Genomic DNA, 17084 nt, shown 5'->3' with positions numbered 1-17084 from the left:
TCGTGCAAGGCCTTACTGTGGTCCGGGTGGAAACGTTCTTTCGATTCGGTCCAGCGGCTCAGGCCTCGCGATGATCTTCAAGGGTGTTCGTGACGGTAAGCCGTACCCCGAGCACGGCCTGTCCATCCGCGACTGGTCGAGAATCCCGCCACGCCAGCTCCGTCTGGACGAGATCGTCACCACGACAAAGGTGCTCGAACTCGACCGATTGCTGTCCGAGGACTCCACCTTCTACGGCGACCTCTTCCCCCACGCCGTGCAATTCCGCGGCGTCATCTATCTCGAAGACGGCCTGCACCGAGCCGTGCGTGCAGCACTGCGGAACCGAACGGTGTTGCACGCCAGAGTGTTCGATTACGACGCCCTGGGTGCCTGAGGGTACGAAGGTCCTGGAAACGCTGAGTGCCTGAGTAGGCGCTGAGTGCCTGAGTAGGTCTGCGCTACGCCGCTGCGATGCTGCGCACTACCGCGTCGGCGAGCAATCGTCCTCGGTCGGTCAGCACGAGATGGTCCCCCCGCGCCGCCATCAACCCGTCTACGACCGCCTGTTCGGCAGCGGCGCGCTCGGCCGGCCCGAGCACGCTCACCGGCACTCCCGTGCGGAGTCGGACGGTCAACATCAGCTCCTCCAGGTGTCGATCCTCGGCGCTGAGTAATTCGCTGCCGTGCACCGGCAGTACCCCGGTGGCCAGGCGATCGGCGTATGCCGCCGGGTGTTTGACGTTCCAGAACCGAGTGCCGCCGATGTGGCTGTGTGCGCCCGGACCCGCGCCCCACCAGTCGCCGCCGTCCCAGTAGCCGATGTTGTGGCGGCACTGCGCGTCGGCATCGGTGGCCCAGTTCGACACCTCGTACCAGGAAAGGCCGGCTGCGTTCAGAGCCGTGTCGATGCGTTCGTATCGACTCGCAAGCACGTCGTCGTCCGGGGCGGGCAGCTCACCGCGGCGCACTTTGCGGGCCATGGCCGTACCGTCCTCGACGATCAGCGCGTACGCCGAGACGTGGTCGACGCCGGCCTCGAGCACGGCGGCAAGAGATTGATCGAGGTCGCTGTCTCGCTCGCCCGGAGTGCCGTAGATGAGGTCGAGGTTGACGTGCTCGAACCCGGCCGCGCGAGCCTCCTTCGCCGCAGCGACCGCTCGACCTGGCGTGTGGGTGCGATCGAGAACTGCGAGCACATGCGGTGCGGCGGACTGCATTCCGAGCGAGACCCGGGTGAAGCCCGCGGTGCGGAGTCGGTCGAAGAACTCCGGAGACGTCGATTCCGGGTTCGATTCGGTGGTCACCTCGCCGCCGTCGGTGACGCCGAAACTCGACCGGACCGCCCCGAGTACGTCGGCCAACCCGTCGCCCCCGAGCAGCGACGGTGTGCCGCCGCCGACGAAGACGGTGTCGGCCGTCGGAACGCGACCCGTTCCCGCTTCGATGAGACCCGCGGCGATGTCGAGTTCGCGGCGCAAGCCCTCCAACCAGGACTGCGGCGACGCCGACGTACCGAGCTCCCCAGCCGTGTAGGTATTGAAGTCGCAGTAGCCGCATCGCGTGGCGCAGAACGGAACGTGCACGTAGATCCCGAACGCCCGGTCCCCCACGCCGTCGAACGCCTCGGTCGGCAACTCGAAGGTGGACGGGACGGGTACGACGGTATTCACGGTCTCCAGTCTCCCAGAGAGTGCAGGCCCTTCTCCCCACCCGCCGCCGAGAGCAATCGCAGCAGCCCTGCCAGCCTATTTACCCCGAAATCGGGGTAAATAGCCGCCGCGGTCTTCCGTCGCCCCGATGACGTGGCACAATGGCACCCGTGACCGACTCAGGAATTCGACTCGTGGCGCGCCGCCATGTCGATCTCGGCCGTGTCTGCAGCGCGTCGTGTCGACACACGACCGGCTGCTGACCCAGCCTCCTTCGAGCACGTCCATTCGATCCACCGGCTTCCCACTCGTGTCGCGAGCGCCTCGCGCGACGACCCGAAGGATGCCAGCACGGAAGCCGGCCAGCACAGAAGATGCAGGAGCAATGCATGTCGTCGACCAGCGACGCGACCACCGACGCTGCCTCCGCCACACCACGGGAGCGCACGCCGCGGCCGACCAAGCGTCGAGCCGAGGGCCAGTGGGCACTGGGTTACCGGGAGCCACTGAACGCCAACGAGCAGTCCAAGAAGGACGACAACCCGCTCAACGTGCGTGCCCGCATCGAGAACATCTACTCCAAGCAGGGCTTCGACAGCATCGACAAGGGCGACCTTCGCGGCCGCTTCCGCTGGTGGGGCCTCTACACCCAGCGTGAACAGGGGTACGACGGCACCTTCACCGGTGACGACAACATCGACTTGCTCGAGGCCAAGTACTTCATGATGCGCATCCGCTGCGACGCGGGCGCACTGAACCTGGAGCAACTGCGTGTGCTCGCGGGAATCTCTCAGGAGTTCGGTCGCGACACCGCCGACCTGTCCGATCGAGAGAACGTGCAGTTCCACTGGATCGAGGTCGAGAACGTCCCCGAGATCTGGCGTCGGATCGAAGCCGTCGGCCTGAAGACCACCGAGGCGTGCGGCGACTGCCCGCGCGTGGTGCTCGGTTCCCCGCTCGCGGGCGAAGCCGTCGACGAGATCCTCGACCCCACCTCCGCCATCGACGAGATCGTCGAGCGCTACATCGGCAAGCCGGAGTACTCCAACCTGCCGCGCAAGTTCAAGACGGCGATCTCGGGCCTGCAGGACGTGGTGCACGAGATCAACGACTGCGCATTCGTCGGCGTCGTACATCCCGAACACGGACCAGGCCTCGACCTGTGGGTCGGCGGCGGACTGTCCACCAACCCCATGCTCGCGCAGCGAGTCGGCGTCTGGGTTCCGCTCGCGGACGTTCCCGACGTCTGGGAAGGCGTCGTCTCGATCTTCCGTGACTACGGCTACCGCCGGCTTCGCACCAAGGCGCGCCTGAAGTTCCTCATCAAGGACTGGGGCATCGAGAAGTTCCGCCAGGTCCTCGAGGACGAGTACCTGCACCGCAAGCTCATCGACGGCCCGGCGCCCGAGAAGCCCGCTCGGCCCCGTGATCACGTCGGGATCCAGAAGCTCAAGAACGGGCTCAACGCCGTCGGTGTTGCACCCATCGCCGGCCGCGTGTCCGGCACTATCCTCGCCGCCGTCGCCGACGCTGCGGAGAAGGCAGGGTCGGATCGCGTCCGGTTCACGCCGTACCAGAAGCTGATCGTCCTCGATGTTCCGGACGAGACGCTCGATCAGCTCATCTCCGACCTCGATGCGCTGGGCCTGCCTGCCCGGCCCTCGCACTGGCGCAAGAACCTGATGGCGTGCAGCGGCATCGAATTCTGCAAGCTCTCGTTCGCCGAAACCCGCAAGCGCTCACAGGTTCTCGTCCCCGAGCTCGAAGAGCGCTTGTCCGACATCAACAGCCGACTCGACGTTCCGATCACGATCAACATCAACGGCTGCCCCAACTCGTGCGCGCGGTCGCAGATCGCAGATATCGGCTTCAAGGGTCAGTTGGTCGACGACGGAGCCGGGAATCAGATCGAGGGTTTCCAGGTTCATCTCGGAGGCAGCCTCGGTCTGGACAGTGCGTTCGGCCGGAAGTTGCGCCAGCACAAGGTCAACAGCTCCGAGCTGGGAGATTACATCGACAGAGTGGTGCGCAATTTCGACAAGCACCGCGAGGACGGCGAACGGTTCGCTCAGTGGGCCGTGCGAGCAGACGAGGCGGATTTGCGATGAGTACCAGGCTGAATTTGACGGTAGAGGAATTGAAGGACATCGCCGAGCGCGGTGCCCGCGAACTCGACGGTGCCAGCCCACTGGAGCTGCTGCAGTGGACCGAGGACAACTTCGGTAACGACTTCATCGTCGCCTCCAACATGCAGGACGGGGTTCTCGTTCACCTCGCTGCACAGGTTCACCCGGGTGTGGACGTGCTGTTCCTCGACACCGGCTACCACTTCGCCGAGACCATCGGAACGCGCGACGCCGTCGAGGCAGTCTACGGTGTTCACGTGGTCAACGCCCGCGCCGAGAAGACTGTCGCAGAACAGGATTCGATCGAGGGCAAGGACCTGTTCGCCCGCGAGCCCAATCGCTGCTGCGCGATGCGCAAGGTCGCGCCCTTGAAGAAGGAGCTGGCGAACTACAGCGCGTGGGTCACCGGCATCCGTCGGGTCGAGGCCCCCACCCGGGCCAACGCCCCGCTCATCTCTTTCGACGACGCCTTCGGCCTGGTGAAGATCAACCCGATCGCACCGTGGTCGGACGAGCAGATGCAGGCCTACATCGACGAACATTCGATTCTGGTCAATCCCCTCGTCGACGAGGGATATCCGTCCATCGGGTGCGCACCGTGCACCGTCAAACCAGCCCCCGGCGCCGACCCACGTAGCGGTCGATGGGCCGGCAAGGCCAAGACCGAATGTGGGTTGCACGCCTCATGACACTCGATCTCACCTCGGCCACCGTCGGTCGAACCCATCTCGATGCAGATCGGTTCGACACCCTCGACGCACTCGAATCCGAAGCCATCCACATCTTCCGTGAGGTGGCGGGCGAGTTCGAGCGCCCCGTCATTCTGTTCTCCGGCGGCAAGGACTCGACCGTACTGCTGCACCTGGCGATCAAGGCGTTCTGGCCCGCTCCCCTCCCGTTCGCGCTGTTGCACGTCGACACCGGTCACAACCTGCAGGAGGTGCTGGACTTCCGCGATCACGTGGTCGCGAAGTACAACCTGCGCCTGCACGTGGCCAGCGTCGAGGAGTACCTCGCCGACGGCCGCCTCACCGAGCGTCCCGACGGCATCCGCAACCCGCTGCAGACCGTGCCTCTTCTCGACGCGATCTCCGAGAACAGATTCGACGCAGTCTTCGGCGGTGCGCGACGGGACGAGGAACGAGCCCGCGCCAAGGAGCGAATCTTCTCTCTGCGCAACGCATTCGGTCAGTGGGAGCCGAAGAAGCAGCGCCCCGAACTGTGGAATCTGTACAACGGCAGGCATTCCCCCGGCGAGCAGGTGCGCGTGTTCCCGCTCAGCAACTTCACCGAGCTCGACATCTGGCGCTACATCGCGCGTGACGACGTGGAACTGGCGAGCATCTACTACGCACACCAGCGCCCCGTCTACCAGCGCGACGGCATGTGGATGACCCCGGGTGTGTGGGGCGGACCGGCCGAGAACGAGGAGCTGCAGACGCTCTCGGTGCGCTACCGCACCGTCGGCGACGGATCCACTACCGGTGCCGTGTTGTCCGAAGCCTCCGACAACCAGGCGATCCTCGCCGAGGTCGCCGCGTCCAGGCTGACCGAACGCGGAGCCACTCGCGGCGACGACCGCGTGTCCGAGGCTGCCATGGAAGATCGCAAACGAGAAGGATACTTCTGATGAGCAGCACAGGAACGCAGCTTCTTCGCCTCGCCACCGCAGGTAGCGTCGACGACGGTAAGTCCACCCTCGTCGGACGGCTGTTGTACGACACCAAATCCGTTCTGGCAGACCAGATCGACGCCGTCACTCGCGCGTCGGTGGACAAGGGATTGGCCACACCGGATCTGTCCCTCCTGGTCGACGGTTTGCGCGCCGAGCGTGAACAGGGCATCACGATCGACGTCGCCTACCGCTACTTCGCGACGCCCAATCGCTCCTTCGTGCTGGCCGATACTCCCGGCCATGTGCAGTACACCCGCAACACCGTCTCGGGCGCGTCGACGGCTCAGTTGGTCATCCTGCTCGTCGATGCCCGCAAAGGCGTGATCACCCAGACCCGCAGGCATGCAGCGGTTCTGGCCCTCCTGGGCGTTCCGCGCCTGGTGCTGGCCGTCAACAAGATCGATCTGGTCGAGGACCCCGCGACCGTCTTCGCCGAGATCTCGGCAGAGTTCAATTCGCTGACCTCCTCGCTCGGCTGGTCCACCGAGGACGTCATCGAGATTCCGGTGTCCGCACTGCACGGCGACAACGTCGCGGTGAAGTCCGACAAGACCCCGTACTACGACGGACCCACCCTCATCGAACACCTCGAGTCGGTTCCGGTCGACGCCGAACCGCACCGGGTCGGTCTTCGTTTCCCTGTGCAGTACGTGATCCGGCCTCGCACAGCCGACTTCCCCGACTATCGCGGGTACGCCGGGCAGGTGGCGGCCGGCACCGTGGACGTCGGCGACGAGGTCGTCATTCTGCCCTCCGGTACCAGAACCACGGTCGAGCGCATCGATACTGCGGACGGCGAATTGCGCACAGCTCACGCTGGACGCAGTGTCACACTCGTCCTCGCCGACGACGTCGACGTCTCGCGCGGCGACACCATCGCCTCCCCGCAGGACGCACCCGAGCCGATCGGCGATTTCGAGGCCACCGTGTGCTGGCTCGCGGAGAAGCCGCTTCGCCCAGGCGCTCGCCTGTTGCTCAAGCACGGAACCCGCACCACCCAGGCCATCGTCGGGACTCTGATCGAGCGGTTCGACGAACAGCAGCTCACCGCACAGGAAAGCCCGGAATCGTTGGAGCTCAACGAGATCGGCCGCATTTCGGTGCGGGTTGCCGAACCGATCGTGGCAGACGACTACGCCGTCAACCGGCACACGGGCAGCTTCTTGCTGATCGATCCTGCGGGCGGCAACACCCTGGCCGCCGGGCTCGTCGGCAATGCTCTGGCTGCAGTCGAGCTGGGGTCGGCAGTTCCGGCGTGACCGCGTTGATCGCGGTTGCCCACGGCAGTCGTGACCCGCGCTCCGGCGCGGCGATCCACCGCGCCGTCGACGTCCTCCGTCGGCGGCGGCCGGATCTGGACGTACGCGTCGCGTTCCTGGACCTCACCGAGCCCGGCGTCGGGCACGTCGTGGACGCCGTGGTCGACGCTGGACACACCCGCATCGTCAGTGTCCCGTTGTTGCTGGGCAAGGCCTTTCACGCCAAGGTCGACCTGCCGGAGCTGCTGGCCGACGCACGCTCCCGGCATCGGCACGTGTCGATCGTGCAGGCCGACGTGCTGGGCGACGACCGCCTCCTGATCGAGGCGGTGCGTGATCGCATCCTCGATACCGGTGTCGCACTGGACGATCCGACTGTGGGCATCGCATTGGCTGCGGTCGGATCCTCGGTGTCACCGGCGAATCAGCGCACCCGAGTGGTCGCCCAGAAATTGCTCGCCGGGACTGGCTGGGCCGGCGCCGTGACCTGTTTTGCCACGTCCGTCGAGCCGTCCCCCGAGGACGCCGTCGCGCACTTGTGCGCGATGGGTGCCACTCGAATCGTCGTGGCACCGTGGTTCCTGGCTCCGGGACTGCTCACCGATCGGATCGAAGCATCACTGTCGGACCGACCGGATGTGGTGCACGCCGACGTGATCGGAGCTCACCCAGCTCTGGCCGAACTGGTATCGCGGCGCTACGACTCGGCAGTTGCCCGCGCCGCATCGGTGGCGTCGGCGATCGTCGGCACCCGAGTCGCTCGCACGTAGACGGTCTCGCCCTCACGAAGACCGAGGGCCTCACTGTCACCGCGCGTGATCTGCGCGGCGAACAGTTCACCCGTGGCCGCGTTCTCTAGCTCGACCTTCACCTCGAAGCCGAGATGCACCACGCGCTTGACGACGGCACGCGTCACACCGGCCGATTCTGCGGTACCACTGGCTTGGGCCTGCGCCAACGACGGATCACGCCCGACGCGAATATCGTGCGGCCGCACGAGAAGTCCGTTCAGCTTCGCGACCTGGCCCAGGAACGACATCACGAAGTTGTTGGCCGGACGGTCGTACAGATCCTCCGGGGTGCCGACCTGCTCTATACGGCCCTTGTTGAGCACCGCGATCCGATCCGCGACGTCGAGGGCCTCCTCCTGGTCGTGAGTCACCAGGACCGTGGTGACGTGCACCTCGTCGTGCAGGCGGCGCAGCCACGTCCGTAGATCGGCGCGGACCTTGGCGTCGAGCGCGCCGAAGGGCTCGTCGAGCAGGAGCACCTGGGGGTCGACTGCGAGGGCGCGAGCCAGCGCCATGCGCTGGCGCTGTCCACCGGAGAGCTGCGCCGGGTAGCGACTCTGGAAGCCGGCCAGCCCGACGATCTCGAGCAGCTCGTCGACCTTCTTGGCGATCTCGGCCTTGGGCCGCTTGCGGATCTGCAGACCGAACGCGACGTTGTCTCGCACCGTGAGGTGTTTGAACGCCGCGTAGTGCTGAAAGACGAAGCCGATCTCGCGTCGCTGCGGGCTGACCCACGTCACGTCCTGGCCTGCGAGCACCACCCGACCGGAGTCGAGTTGTTCGAGGCCGGCGATCGAGCGCAGCAGAGTGGACTTGCCCGAGCCGCTGGGGCCGAGCAGCGCCGTCAACGATCCCTTGGGGATGTCGATGCTGACGTTGTCGAGAGCAGCGAAATCGCCGTAGTGCTTGTTGGCACCGACAACGGAGATCTCGATCTCGGAGGATTTCTCGGTCATTACTTCGTCCTCTTCTTGTCGAGAACCGTCATCAGCAACAGCACGATGACGGCGATCGCCATCAGCAGTGTGGACGCGGCGTATGCGCCCTGTTGATTGAAGTCCTCGTAGCGTGAATTGACCAGCAACGTCAGTGTTTGCGAAATGCCGGGGAGGTTGGTCGAGACCATGATGACGGCACCGAACTCGCCGAGCGAACGAGCGACTGTGAGTACGACACCGTAGGTCAGGCCCCATCGGATCGCCGGAAGGGTGATGCGCCAGAACGTCTGCCAGGAGCTTGCGCCCAAGGTCGATGCTGCTTCTTCCTGCTCTTCGCCGATCTCGTACAGAACCGGTTCCACTTCGCGGACGACGAAAGGCAGCGTCACGAAGATGGTCGCTATCACCATGCCGGGAAGTGCGAAAATCACCTTGAAGCCGAGACTCTCCACTCCTCCGAACCACCCGTTGGCACCCCACAGCAGAATCAGCGCGACACCGGTGATGATCGGCGACACCGCGAAAGGCAGATCGACGATCGCCTCGAGTACGCCTTTACCGCGGAACCGCCCTCGTACCAACGCCAGCGCGGTGACCACACCGAAGACGACGTTGATCGGTACCACGATGGCAACGATCAGCAGTGACAGTTGCAAGGCCGATTGTGCCGCAGGAGTGGTGATCTGCTCGAAGAACGACACGACGCCGTCCTCGAAAGTTCGATACAGGATCGCGGCGAGCGGAAAGAGCACGAGTACGGCGAGATAGATCAACGCAATCGTGCGCAGGGACAGTTTGACCGGGAGGCTGATCTTCACGAGAGCTGCTCCTCACGTCTGGCCAGCCGGTTTCCGATGATGCGAAGCACGAACAGCACTGCAAACGCAATAGCCAACAGCACCACCGAGATAGCTGCAGCGTCGATCGGGCGGTCGTACTCGATCAGCTCGCGAATGTACTGCGACGCCACCTGAGTGTCGTTGGGGATGTTGCCGCCGATGAGCACCACCGAGCCGAACTCCCCGATCGCGCGGGCGAACGCGAGGCCCCCGCCCGACAGCACTGCCGGCAACAACACCGGCAGAACGATGCGTCGGAAGATGGTCCAGTTGTTGGCTCCGAGCGACGCGGCCGCCTCCTCGACGTCTTTGTCCAACTCGATCAGCACCGGTTGCACCGCACGCACCACGAACGGCAACGTGACGAACAGCAGAGCGACAATGACCGCGGGCTTGGTTGCGTTGAATACCAGCCCGATCGGACTCGCCGGTCCGTAAAGAGACAGCAACACCAAACTTGCGACGATGGTCGGCAATGCGAACGGCAGATCGATCAAGGCGTTGACGAATCGTTTACCCGGAAACTCGTCCCGCACCAGGACCCACGCGATGAGGGTGCCCAGGAACAGATTGATCACTGCGGCCGCAACGGACACCAAGAGGGTGACCTTGAATGTGGCCAGGGCACGCGGCACGGTTATCGCATCCCAGAAGCCGGCCAGACCGTCGTCGAACGACTGAACCGTCAACGCGGCCAACGGAAGCAGCACGATGACGCTGAGCCACAACACGGCGACCCCGAGACCGAGCGGCCCCACTGACCCAGGGCCCCTGAACTTTCGGCCTTCCCGCCCGGCACGAAACCGAGGTCTCGTACCGGGCGGGACTGGCGAACCCGCAGCTGCGGTTTCGGTGGTCGAAGATGGCATCGATCTCTACCGAGTACTTTCCTGATAGATCGTCGTGATTGCGCCGTTGTCGCCGAACAGGTCGGCGTCGACCTGCGTCCAGCCACCGAGATCGTCGATGGTGTAGAGCTTTTCGGGGGTGAAGAACTTGTCGGAGTACTCCGAAGCAATGTCCGGGTTCGTCGGCCGGAAGCCTGCCTCGGCCCAGATCTTCTGCCCCTCGTCGGTGTAGATGAAATCGTTCAGAGCATTGGCTCGATCGAGGTTGGCACTGCTGTTGATCACTGCCACGGGATTGTCGATGCGGAACGTGACGGGAACGTCGACGTGCTCCACCTTCTGTCCTTGTTCCTCGATCAGCAGCGCCTCGTTCTCGTAGCTCAACAGTGCGTCACCCTGGCCCTGCAGAAAGGCTTCGGTTGCCGCGCGGCCGGATTCGGGCTGAACCGGGAAATGGTCGGAGACGAGGGTTCGGACGAAATCGAGACCGGCCTGCTTGTCCTGGCCGCCGTTGCTCTTCGCCGCATACGGAGCAAGGAGATTCCACTTGGCCGAGCCGGAGCTGAGCGGACTGGGACTGATGACCTGTACGTCGGGCTTGATCAGGTCGTCCCAGGTACGAATGTTCTTCGGGTTGCCCTCGCGCACGACGATGGTCACCACGGACCCGAACGGCACTCCGCCGTAAGCGTTCTGGTTCCAGTCCTCATCGACCTTGCCGGCCTTGACGAGTCGTGTGACATCGGGTTCGACCGAGAAGTTGACGATGTCGGCGGGTGCACCGTCGGCCACCTTGCGAGACTGGTTGCCCGATGCGCCGTAGTCGGCGTTGATGGCGGTTCCTTCGCCGTCCTCGGTGGCTGCGAAAGCGGGACCGATTGCGTCCCAACCGTTCTTGGGGACGGCGTATCCCACGAGAGTCAAGGCAGGACCGCTGGCGGTGTCCGATCCGCCACCGACAGCATCGCTCGAGCCGCCACCGCAGGCAGTCAGTAGCAGAGTTCCCACAGCCGCGAACGTGGTCAGAAGGTAACGAGAACTATGCCTCATTGTGGAGTGGCCTTTCGTGATGTGACGAAGAAGAGACTGGGAAGAACGGACAGGAGGACTGTCGAACCGAGACGAGACCGAAACCCGCAACGAAGATTCCAGAAATCCTCCCAGCCCAGGGCCGGGGAGAGCTGGGCCCCGAGCAGGCGCACAGCACGGCAAGACCTAGGCGACCCGAGGAATCGATTCGACTGAGGAAAGAATCAACAACAGTCGATATCGGCGACTGCCAACATGCCGACAGCAATCAACGCCAACTGATGGCGGACGCGGTACTCGGCGGCAGAAGACACGGTCAGAAATCTAGCAGAGGTTTCGGACGGACTCTAATTCAGCGGACGCGCCCGGTGACTCGACGGCGCAGCCGTCGGCCGAGCCGTGGCGACGAGGCCCTACCGAGTGAGCAGCCAGGCGATGACAACCAGCACCAGCAGCGCGATGAGCGCTAGCGTTACCCGAGACCGTGGCATTACTGTCCATCCTTCGTCGTGGTGGAGGCACCAGCCGTCGACTCCGCCTCGCGAGCAGCGCGCGCGTCGCGACCGAGCAGGCGTAGGACCACCGCAAGAAGGCGATCGAACACCCGTGCCAGCAGGAACGCAGTCGGCACGATGACCAGCAGCACGACGATCGCCTGCGGTACGAACGGCAGGCCCGTCACCCACAGTTCGACGCCGTCCCACCAACGCGCAACCGGTTCCACCCTCGCAGCTTAAACCAGCGCGTCCGGTGCCCACGCCACGCCGATCGACGACCAGCAGTGGACGACTGCCACCGATGAGTCGATGATTACGCCATGACGGCATTCGAAGATGTTTCGCCCGTGCCTCCGGTGGCCGACGAGCCCGCGATGGGATCTGGACACCCAGAGTTGGGCGGGATCGAAGTTCAGGGAGTATTGGGCAGTACCGACGCACCGGTGTCCACCCTGACGTCCTACCGCAGCGCCTTTCCGCCGATCGACGACTACGCATTCCTCTCGGACTGCGAGACCACCTGTCTGATCGCGCGAAACGGATCCGTCGAGTGGATGTGCGTGCCCCGGCCGGACTCCCCCAGCATCTTCGGAGCGATTCTCGATCGCAGTGCCGGCCACTTTCGCGTCGGCCCCTACGGTCAGTCGGTCCCCGCGGCGCGGCGCTATCTGCCCGGCGGTCTGATCGTCGAGACCACATGGCAGACCGAGACCGGCTGGTTGATCGTGCGCGACGCCCTCATCATGGGACCGTGGCACAACACCGATCAACGCTCTCGCACCCACAAGCGCGCACCGAGCGACTGGGATGCCGAACACATACTGCTGCGCACCATCAAATGCGTCAGCGGCACAGTCGAATTGGAGATGAGCTGCGAGCCGGCCTTCGACTACCACCGGGCACCCGCGAACTGGGAGTACACCGGCAAGGTATACGAGGAGACCACCGCAACCTGCGAGGCGAGCGCGGACGGTGACCAGCCCACGCTGAAGTTGACCACCAATCTTCGGATCGGCATCGAGGGCCGTGAGGCTCGGGCCCGAACCCGAATGACCGAGGGCGACAATGTTTTCGTCGCTCTGTCCTGGTCCGACCTTCCTGCGCCGCAAACATTCGAGGAAGCAGCGGAGAAGATGTGGCGCACCTCCGAATGTTGGCGGCAGTGGATCACGATCGGCCGGTTCCCCGACCACCCGTGGCGGGGCTACCTGCAGCGCAGCGCATTGACACTCAAGGGCCTGACCTACGCGCCCACCGGTGCCCTGTTGGCGGCATCGACCACGTCGCTCCCGGAAACACCTGGCGGAGAACGCAACTGGGACTACCGCTACACCTGGGTCCGCGATTCGACGTTCGCACTGTGGGGCCTCTACACGCTCGGACTGGACCGCGAAGCCAACGACTTCTTCGCGTTCATGTCCGATGTGGCGACGACGGCGAACGGCGAGGTCAATCCGCTGCAGGTGATGTACGGCATCGGCGGCGAGAAGACCCTCGACGAGAGCGAGCTACCGCACCTGTCCGGATACGACGGCGCGCGGCCGGTACGCATCGGCAACGGGGCCTACGACCAAGAGCAGCACGACATCTGGGGCACCATGCTCGACTCGGTATACCTGCATGTCAAGTCGCGTGAGCACGTCCCGGAATTCCTGTGGCCGCTACTCAAACGTCAGGTCGAGGAAGCGATCGCCAACTGGCGCAAACCGGACCGTGGCATCTGGGAGGTGCGCGGCGAACCGCAGCACTTCACGTCTTCGAAGCTCATGTGTTGGGTCGCGCTCGATCGCGGTGCCAAGCTCGCCGACATCCACGGCGAGCAGGACTACTCCGACCAGTGGAACGAGATCGCGGACGAGATCAAGGCCGACATTCTCGAAAACGGCACCGACTCACGCGGAGTGCTGACGCAGCGCTACGGCGACCCGTCGCTGGACGCGTCGTTGCTGCTGGCACCGCTGCTGCGATTCCTGCCGGCCGACGACGAGCGAATCCGTGCCACGGTGCTCGCCATCGCCGACGAGTTGACCGAGGACGGATTGGTTCTGCGCTACCGAACCGACACCACCGACGACGGATTGGCCGGCGAGGAAGGAACGTTCACGATCTGCTCGTTCTGGCTGGTCTCTGCCCTGGTGGAAATCGGCGAACTGCCCCGCGCGAAGCACCTCTGCGAACGGCTACTCGGCTACGCGAGCCCACTCAAGCTCTACGCCGAAGAAATCGACCACCGCACCGGCCGTCACCTCGGCAACTTCCCGCAGGCGTTCACCCACCTTGCCCTCATCAACGCAGTAGTGCACGTCATCCGGGCCGAGGAAGCCCAGGCGTCCGGACACTTCCAGCCCGCCCACGCCAACCCCTGAGCGGGAAGTTCGGTAGTCGCCGCGTGTGGTTTCAGCGGCCGAGTTGTCTCGCCCATTCGGCGATCAGCTCGGCCGCGGGCTTGGCCTGAGCGCGGCGATGGCCGGTCCCGGCCCACATCGACAGTCCCGACGGGTCGCCCGCTGCTGCGGCCTTCGCGCGCATCGGCGCGGTCAGGTAGTGCAGATCGGGATACGCCAGCGGAGCGGCGTCCGAGTTCGCGTGCATGAACTCGTTCACCAGACCCCGCGCAGGACGGCCGGAGAAGGCCCTCGTCACTTCGGTGTTCGGAGCCAGTGTCAGCTGTTCGCGGTGCACAGGTTTGGTGCCGGCCTCAGGCGTGTTCAGGAAGGCCGTCCCGAGCTGCACGGCATGAGCTGCACCCGAATCCAACAGTGGCGCAATGTCGTTGCCGTCCATCAATCCGCCGGCTGCGATACGAGGGAGCTCCGAGATCTCGCGGACCGCAACGAGCAGCTCGGCCAACGGCTCCTCCGGGGCCGACCCGTCGAACGTACCTCGATGCCCACCGGCTTCCGGTCCCTGCACGACGAGAGCGTCGACGCCGTTGGCGGTGGCCACCGACGCGTCGGACGCGGTGGCGACGGTGGCCCACACCTCGGTCCCGACGGCGTGCAGTTGCGCTACCTCGTCCGCATCGAACGTCGCGAATGTGCTCGAGACCAGCGGTACCGGGTGCTCGAGCAGCCAGGCGAACTTCTCGGCGTAGAAGTCGTCTCGTCGCAGCAGCTCCCCCGGTTCGGCATCGAACCGCTCGAACCAGGATGCCAGGTGTTCGGCATAGGACGCCACGTCGGCACCGGACGGCTCCTCCGGCAGGAAGAGGTTGACACCGAACGGCAGTCCTCGAACCGAATCGATCTGCGCTGCAAAGCTTTCAGGTGTCAGCAATGCGCCCGCGATCATGCCGAGCCCACCCGCCTCCGAGACCGCGCGAGCGAGCTCGGGAGTACTCGGGCCACCCGCCATGGGCGCACCGACGACGGGCACACGCAGCTGCTTCAGGATCGGCGTAGTCACAGGTTCGAAATGTACTCGCCCACCATTCGCGACAGGCTTCGGTGGGGACCGCGCGCCCCTGTTGACGACTGCGCGCCCCCGTTCCGATGCGAGCGGGGGCGCGCGGTCGGTAAAAAGGGTGTGAGGTTACTTCCGGCCCCTGCGCTACTTCTTGGGCTTGTCCGACGAAGATTCCGAGGACAGTGCGGCGACGAAGGCTTCCTGCGGCACCTCGACGCGACCGATCGTCTTCATGCGCTTCTTGCCCTCTTTCTGCTTCTCGAGCAGCTTGCGCTTACGGCTGATGTCGCCGCCGTAGCACTTGGCCAGCACGTCCTTTCGGATCGCACGGATGTTCTCGCGGGCGATGATCCGCGATCCGATGGCGGCCTGAATCGGCACCTCGAACTGCTGACGCGGAATCAGTTCCTTGAGCTTGGTCGTCATCTTGTTGCCGTAGGCCGCGGCATTGTCCTTGTGCACGATCGCCGAGAACGCGTCCACGGCCTCACCCTGCAGCAGGATGTCGACCTTGACCAGCGCACCGGCCTGCTCGCCGATCTCCTCGTAATCGAGGCTGGCGTATCCGCGGGTACGGGACTTGAGGATGTCGAAGAAATCGAAGATGATCTCGGCCATCGGAATCGTGTAGCGCAGCTCCACGCGGGTTTCGGACAGGTAGTCCATGCCGCCGAGTTCGCCACGTCGTCCCTGGCAGAGTTCCATGATGGAGCCGATGAATTCGCTGGGCGAGATGATGGTGCACTTGACCATCGGCTCGAACACTTCCCGCGCCTTGCCCTCGGGCCAGTACGACGGATTGGTGACGATGTGCTCGGCACCGTCTTCCATTTCGACGCGGTAGACCACGTTCGGCGAGGTCGAGATCAGGTCCAGGTTGAACTCCCGCTCGAGCCGCTCGCGAGTGATCTCCATGTGCAGCAGCCCGAGGAATCCGCAGCGGAATCCGAAGCCGAGAGCAACGGAGGTCTCCGGCTCGTAGGTCAGGGCCGCGTCGTTCAGTTGCAGCTTCTCGAGAGCATCACGCAGGTCCGGGTAGTCCGAACCGTCGAGCGGGTAGAGACCGGAGTACACCATCGGCCGAGGCTCGCGGTAGCCGGTCAGCGGCTCGGTTGCGCCCTTCCGGAAGGTCGTGACGGTATCGCCCACCTTCGACTGACGGACGTCCTTGACTCCGGTGATGAGGTAACCGACCTCGCCGACGCCCAAGCCCTTGGTGGCCTTGGGATCGGGCGAGACGATGCCGACCTCGAGCAACTCGTGCGTCGAGCCGGTCGACATCATCGTGACCTTCTCGCGCGGGTTGAGCGCGCCGTCGACCACTCGCACGTAGGTGACGACGCCGCGGTAAGTGTCGTAGACCGAGTCGAAGATCATCGCGCGGGCCGGGCCGTCCGGGTTGCCGACCGGAGCCGGGACCAGTTTGACGACCTCGTTGAGCAGTTCCTCCACGCCCACACCGGTCTTACCCGATACGCGCAGTACGTCGTCGGCCTCGCACCCGATGATGTGCGCGATCTCGGCGGCGTAGCGATCTGGGTCGGCAGCGGGAAGGTCGATCTTGTTGAGCACCGGAATGATCGTGAGCTCTTTGTCGAGAGCCAGATACAGGTTGGCCAGCGTCTGCGCCTCGATGCCCTGCGCGGCGTCGACGAGCAACACTGCTCCTTCGCAGGCCTCGAGGGCGCGGGAGACCTCGTAGGTGAAGTCGACGTGGCCGGGAGTGTCGATGAGGTGCAGGACGAATTCTTCACCGTCGACGACCCACGGCAGCCGTACGTTCTGTGCCTTGATGGTGATTCCGCGCTCGCGCTCGATATCCATCCGGTCCAGGTACTGCGCGCGCATCGACCGGTCGTCGACGACGCCCGTGAGCTGCAGCATCCGGTCCGCCAACGTCGACTTACCGTGGTCGATGTGGGCAATGATGCAGAAGTTCCTGATCCTGGACGGATCGGTGAACGTCGTGTCGGCGAAGCTGGGCACTCGTATCCTTCGGCTGGCGTGTTCGAAATGAGCGAACGGGTGTGTCCATCGTCCCACGCC

At 64.7% G+C, this 17084-nt stretch carries 16 protein-coding genes; 7 read left to right on the top strand and 9 right to left on the bottom strand.

Going from position 1 to position 17084, the window contains the following annotated elements:
- Positions 1-70 precede the first annotated feature (70 nt).
- On the top strand, positions 71-376 hold the full coding sequence (locus CH294_RS19560; RefSeq protein ID WP_008715485.1) for a type II toxin-antitoxin system VapB family antitoxin: 306 nt from the start codon (positions 71-73) through the stop codon (positions 374-376).
- 64 nt (positions 377-440) lie between these two features.
- Here the strand turns inward: CH294_RS19560 and hemW are convergent, their stop codons facing one another.
- Entirely contained in the window at positions 441-1652 is a 1212-nt protein-coding gene (gene hemW / locus CH294_RS19555) for a radical SAM family heme chaperone HemW (protein ID WP_094610087.1), read from the bottom strand.
- 368 nt (positions 1653-2020) lie between these two features.
- On the opposite strand from hemW, the gene CH294_RS19545 reads away from it, so the two are divergent.
- The 5 genes from CH294_RS19545 to CH294_RS19525 are packed head-to-tail and all read left to right on the top strand — an operon-like array spanning position 2021 to position 7461.
- On the top strand, positions 2021-3739 hold the full coding sequence (locus CH294_RS19545; RefSeq protein ID WP_094738977.1) for a nitrite/sulfite reductase: 1719 nt from the start codon (positions 2021-2023) through the stop codon (positions 3737-3739).
- Positions 3736-4446, top strand: a complete 711-nt coding sequence (locus tag CH294_RS19540; RefSeq protein WP_032379572.1) for a phosphoadenylyl-sulfate reductase — start codon at positions 3736-3738, stop codon at positions 4444-4446. Before CH294_RS19545 ends, CH294_RS19540 begins: the two co-directional genes overlap by 4 nt.
- Positions 4443-5387 (top strand): sulfate adenylyltransferase subunit CysD, encoded by a 945-nt coding sequence (gene cysD / locus CH294_RS19535; protein ID WP_032402552.1) that lies wholly within the window; start codon positions 4443-4445, stop codon positions 5385-5387. Before CH294_RS19540 ends, cysD begins: the two co-directional genes overlap by 4 nt.
- Entirely contained in the window at positions 5387-6691 is a 1305-nt protein-coding gene (locus CH294_RS19530; RefSeq protein WP_032379177.1) for a GTP-binding protein, read from the top strand. Before cysD ends, CH294_RS19530 begins: the two co-directional genes overlap by 1 nt.
- Entirely contained in the window at positions 6688-7461 is a 774-nt protein-coding gene (locus tag CH294_RS19525) for a sirohydrochlorin chelatase (protein WP_094738861.1), read from the top strand. Before CH294_RS19530 ends, CH294_RS19525 begins: the two co-directional genes overlap by 4 nt.
- Here CH294_RS19525 and CH294_RS19520 read toward each other — a convergent pair.
- The 6 genes from CH294_RS19520 to CH294_RS19500 all read right to left on the bottom strand — a co-directional run bounded on the left by CH294_RS19520 (position 7389) and on the right by CH294_RS19500 (position 11860).
- Positions 7389-8438: a sulfate ABC transporter ATP-binding protein gene (locus tag CH294_RS19520; RefSeq protein WP_032402411.1), complete on the bottom strand. Its 1050-nt coding sequence runs from the start codon at positions 8436-8438 to the stop codon at positions 7389-7391. The genes CH294_RS19525 and CH294_RS19520 overlap by 73 nt on opposite strands.
- Positions 8438-9238 carry a sulfate ABC transporter permease subunit CysW gene (gene cysW, locus CH294_RS19515; RefSeq protein ID WP_032379180.1) on the bottom strand — a complete coding sequence of 267 codons (801 nt, stop codon included), beginning with the start codon at positions 9236-9238 and terminating at the stop codon, positions 8438-8440. Before cysW ends, CH294_RS19520 begins: the two co-directional genes overlap by 1 nt.
- Positions 9235-10128: a sulfate ABC transporter permease subunit CysT gene (gene cysT / locus CH294_RS19510; protein ID WP_212709818.1), complete on the bottom strand. Its 894-nt coding sequence runs from the start codon at positions 10126-10128 to the stop codon at positions 9235-9237. The genes cysW and cysT overlap by 4 nt, the downstream gene beginning before the upstream one ends.
- Positions 10129-10134: 6 nt before the next feature.
- Positions 10135-11157, bottom strand: coding sequence for a sulfate ABC transporter substrate-binding protein (locus CH294_RS19505; protein WP_032379181.1), 1023 nt, complete (start codon positions 11155-11157; stop codon positions 10135-10137).
- 203 nt (positions 11158-11360) lie between these two features.
- Positions 11361-11450, bottom strand: a complete 90-nt coding sequence (locus tag CH294_RS28085) for an Ms4533A family Cys-rich leader peptide (RefSeq protein ID WP_310180897.1) — start codon at positions 11448-11450, stop codon at positions 11361-11363.
- Between the two features lie 176 nt (positions 11451-11626).
- Positions 11627-11860 carry a hypothetical protein gene (locus CH294_RS19500; RefSeq protein ID WP_032402409.1) on the bottom strand — a complete coding sequence of 78 codons (234 nt, stop codon included), beginning with the start codon at positions 11858-11860 and terminating at the stop codon, positions 11627-11629.
- Positions 11861-11953: 93 nt separating this feature from the next.
- Between CH294_RS19500 and CH294_RS19495 the strand changes: the two genes are divergently transcribed.
- A complete protein-coding gene (locus CH294_RS19495; RefSeq protein WP_032402408.1) occupies positions 11954-13999 on the top strand; it encodes a glycoside hydrolase family 15 protein in 2046 nt (681 codons plus the stop codon).
- 31 nt (positions 14000-14030) lie between these two features.
- Here CH294_RS19495 and CH294_RS19490 read toward each other — a convergent pair whose 3' ends face one another.
- Both CH294_RS19490 and lepA read right to left on the bottom strand, forming a co-directional pair.
- On the bottom strand, positions 14031-15038 hold the full coding sequence (locus CH294_RS19490; RefSeq protein ID WP_032402407.1) for a nitronate monooxygenase: 1008 nt from the start codon (positions 15036-15038) through the stop codon (positions 14031-14033).
- Positions 15039-15182: 144 nt separating this feature from the next.
- Positions 15183-17024: a translation elongation factor 4 gene (lepA, locus tag CH294_RS19485; protein WP_032379185.1), complete on the bottom strand. Its 1842-nt coding sequence runs from the start codon at positions 17022-17024 to the stop codon at positions 15183-15185.
- Positions 17025-17084 lie beyond the last annotated feature (60 nt).

It is taken from the genome of Rhodococcus sp. 14-2483-1-1 (genome assembly GCF_002259335.1).
Lineage (GTDB): Bacteria > Actinomycetota > Actinomycetes > Mycobacteriales > Mycobacteriaceae > Rhodococcoides.
This window is presented reverse-complemented; position numbering and strand designations above follow the sequence as displayed.

What these genes read in the sequence shown, in the direction of transcription:
- CH294_RS19560 (WP_008715485.1), top strand. Translation starts at nt 71, where the DNA reads ATGATCTTCAAGGGTGTTCGTGACGGTAAGCCGTACCCCGAGCACGGC.
- CH294_RS19545 (WP_094738977.1), top strand. Translation starts at nt 2,021, where the DNA reads ATGTCGTCGACCAGCGACGCGACCACCGACGCTGCCTCCGCCACACCA.
- CH294_RS19540 (WP_032379572.1), top strand. Translation starts at nt 3,736, where the DNA reads ATGAGTACCAGGCTGAATTTGACGGTAGAGGAATTGAAGGACATCGCC.
- cysD (WP_032402552.1), top strand. Translation starts at nt 4,443, where the DNA reads ATGACACTCGATCTCACCTCGGCCACCGTCGGTCGAACCCATCTCGAT.
- CH294_RS19530 (WP_032379177.1), top strand. Translation starts at nt 5,387, where the DNA reads ATGAGCAGCACAGGAACGCAGCTTCTTCGCCTCGCCACCGCAGGTAGC.
- CH294_RS19520 (WP_032402411.1), bottom strand. Translation starts at nt 8,438, where the DNA reads ATGACCGAGAAATCCTCCGAGATCGAGATCTCCGTTGTCGGTGCCAAC.
- cysT (WP_212709818.1), bottom strand. Translation starts at nt 10,128, where the DNA reads ATGCCATCTTCGACCACCGAAACCGCAGCTGCGGGTTCGCCAGTCCCG.
- CH294_RS19505 (WP_032379181.1), bottom strand. Translation starts at nt 11,157, where the DNA reads ATGAGGCATAGTTCTCGTTACCTTCTGACCACGTTCGCGGCTGTGGGA.
- CH294_RS19495 (WP_032402408.1), top strand. Translation starts at nt 11,954, where the DNA reads ATGACGGCATTCGAAGATGTTTCGCCCGTGCCTCCGGTGGCCGACGAG.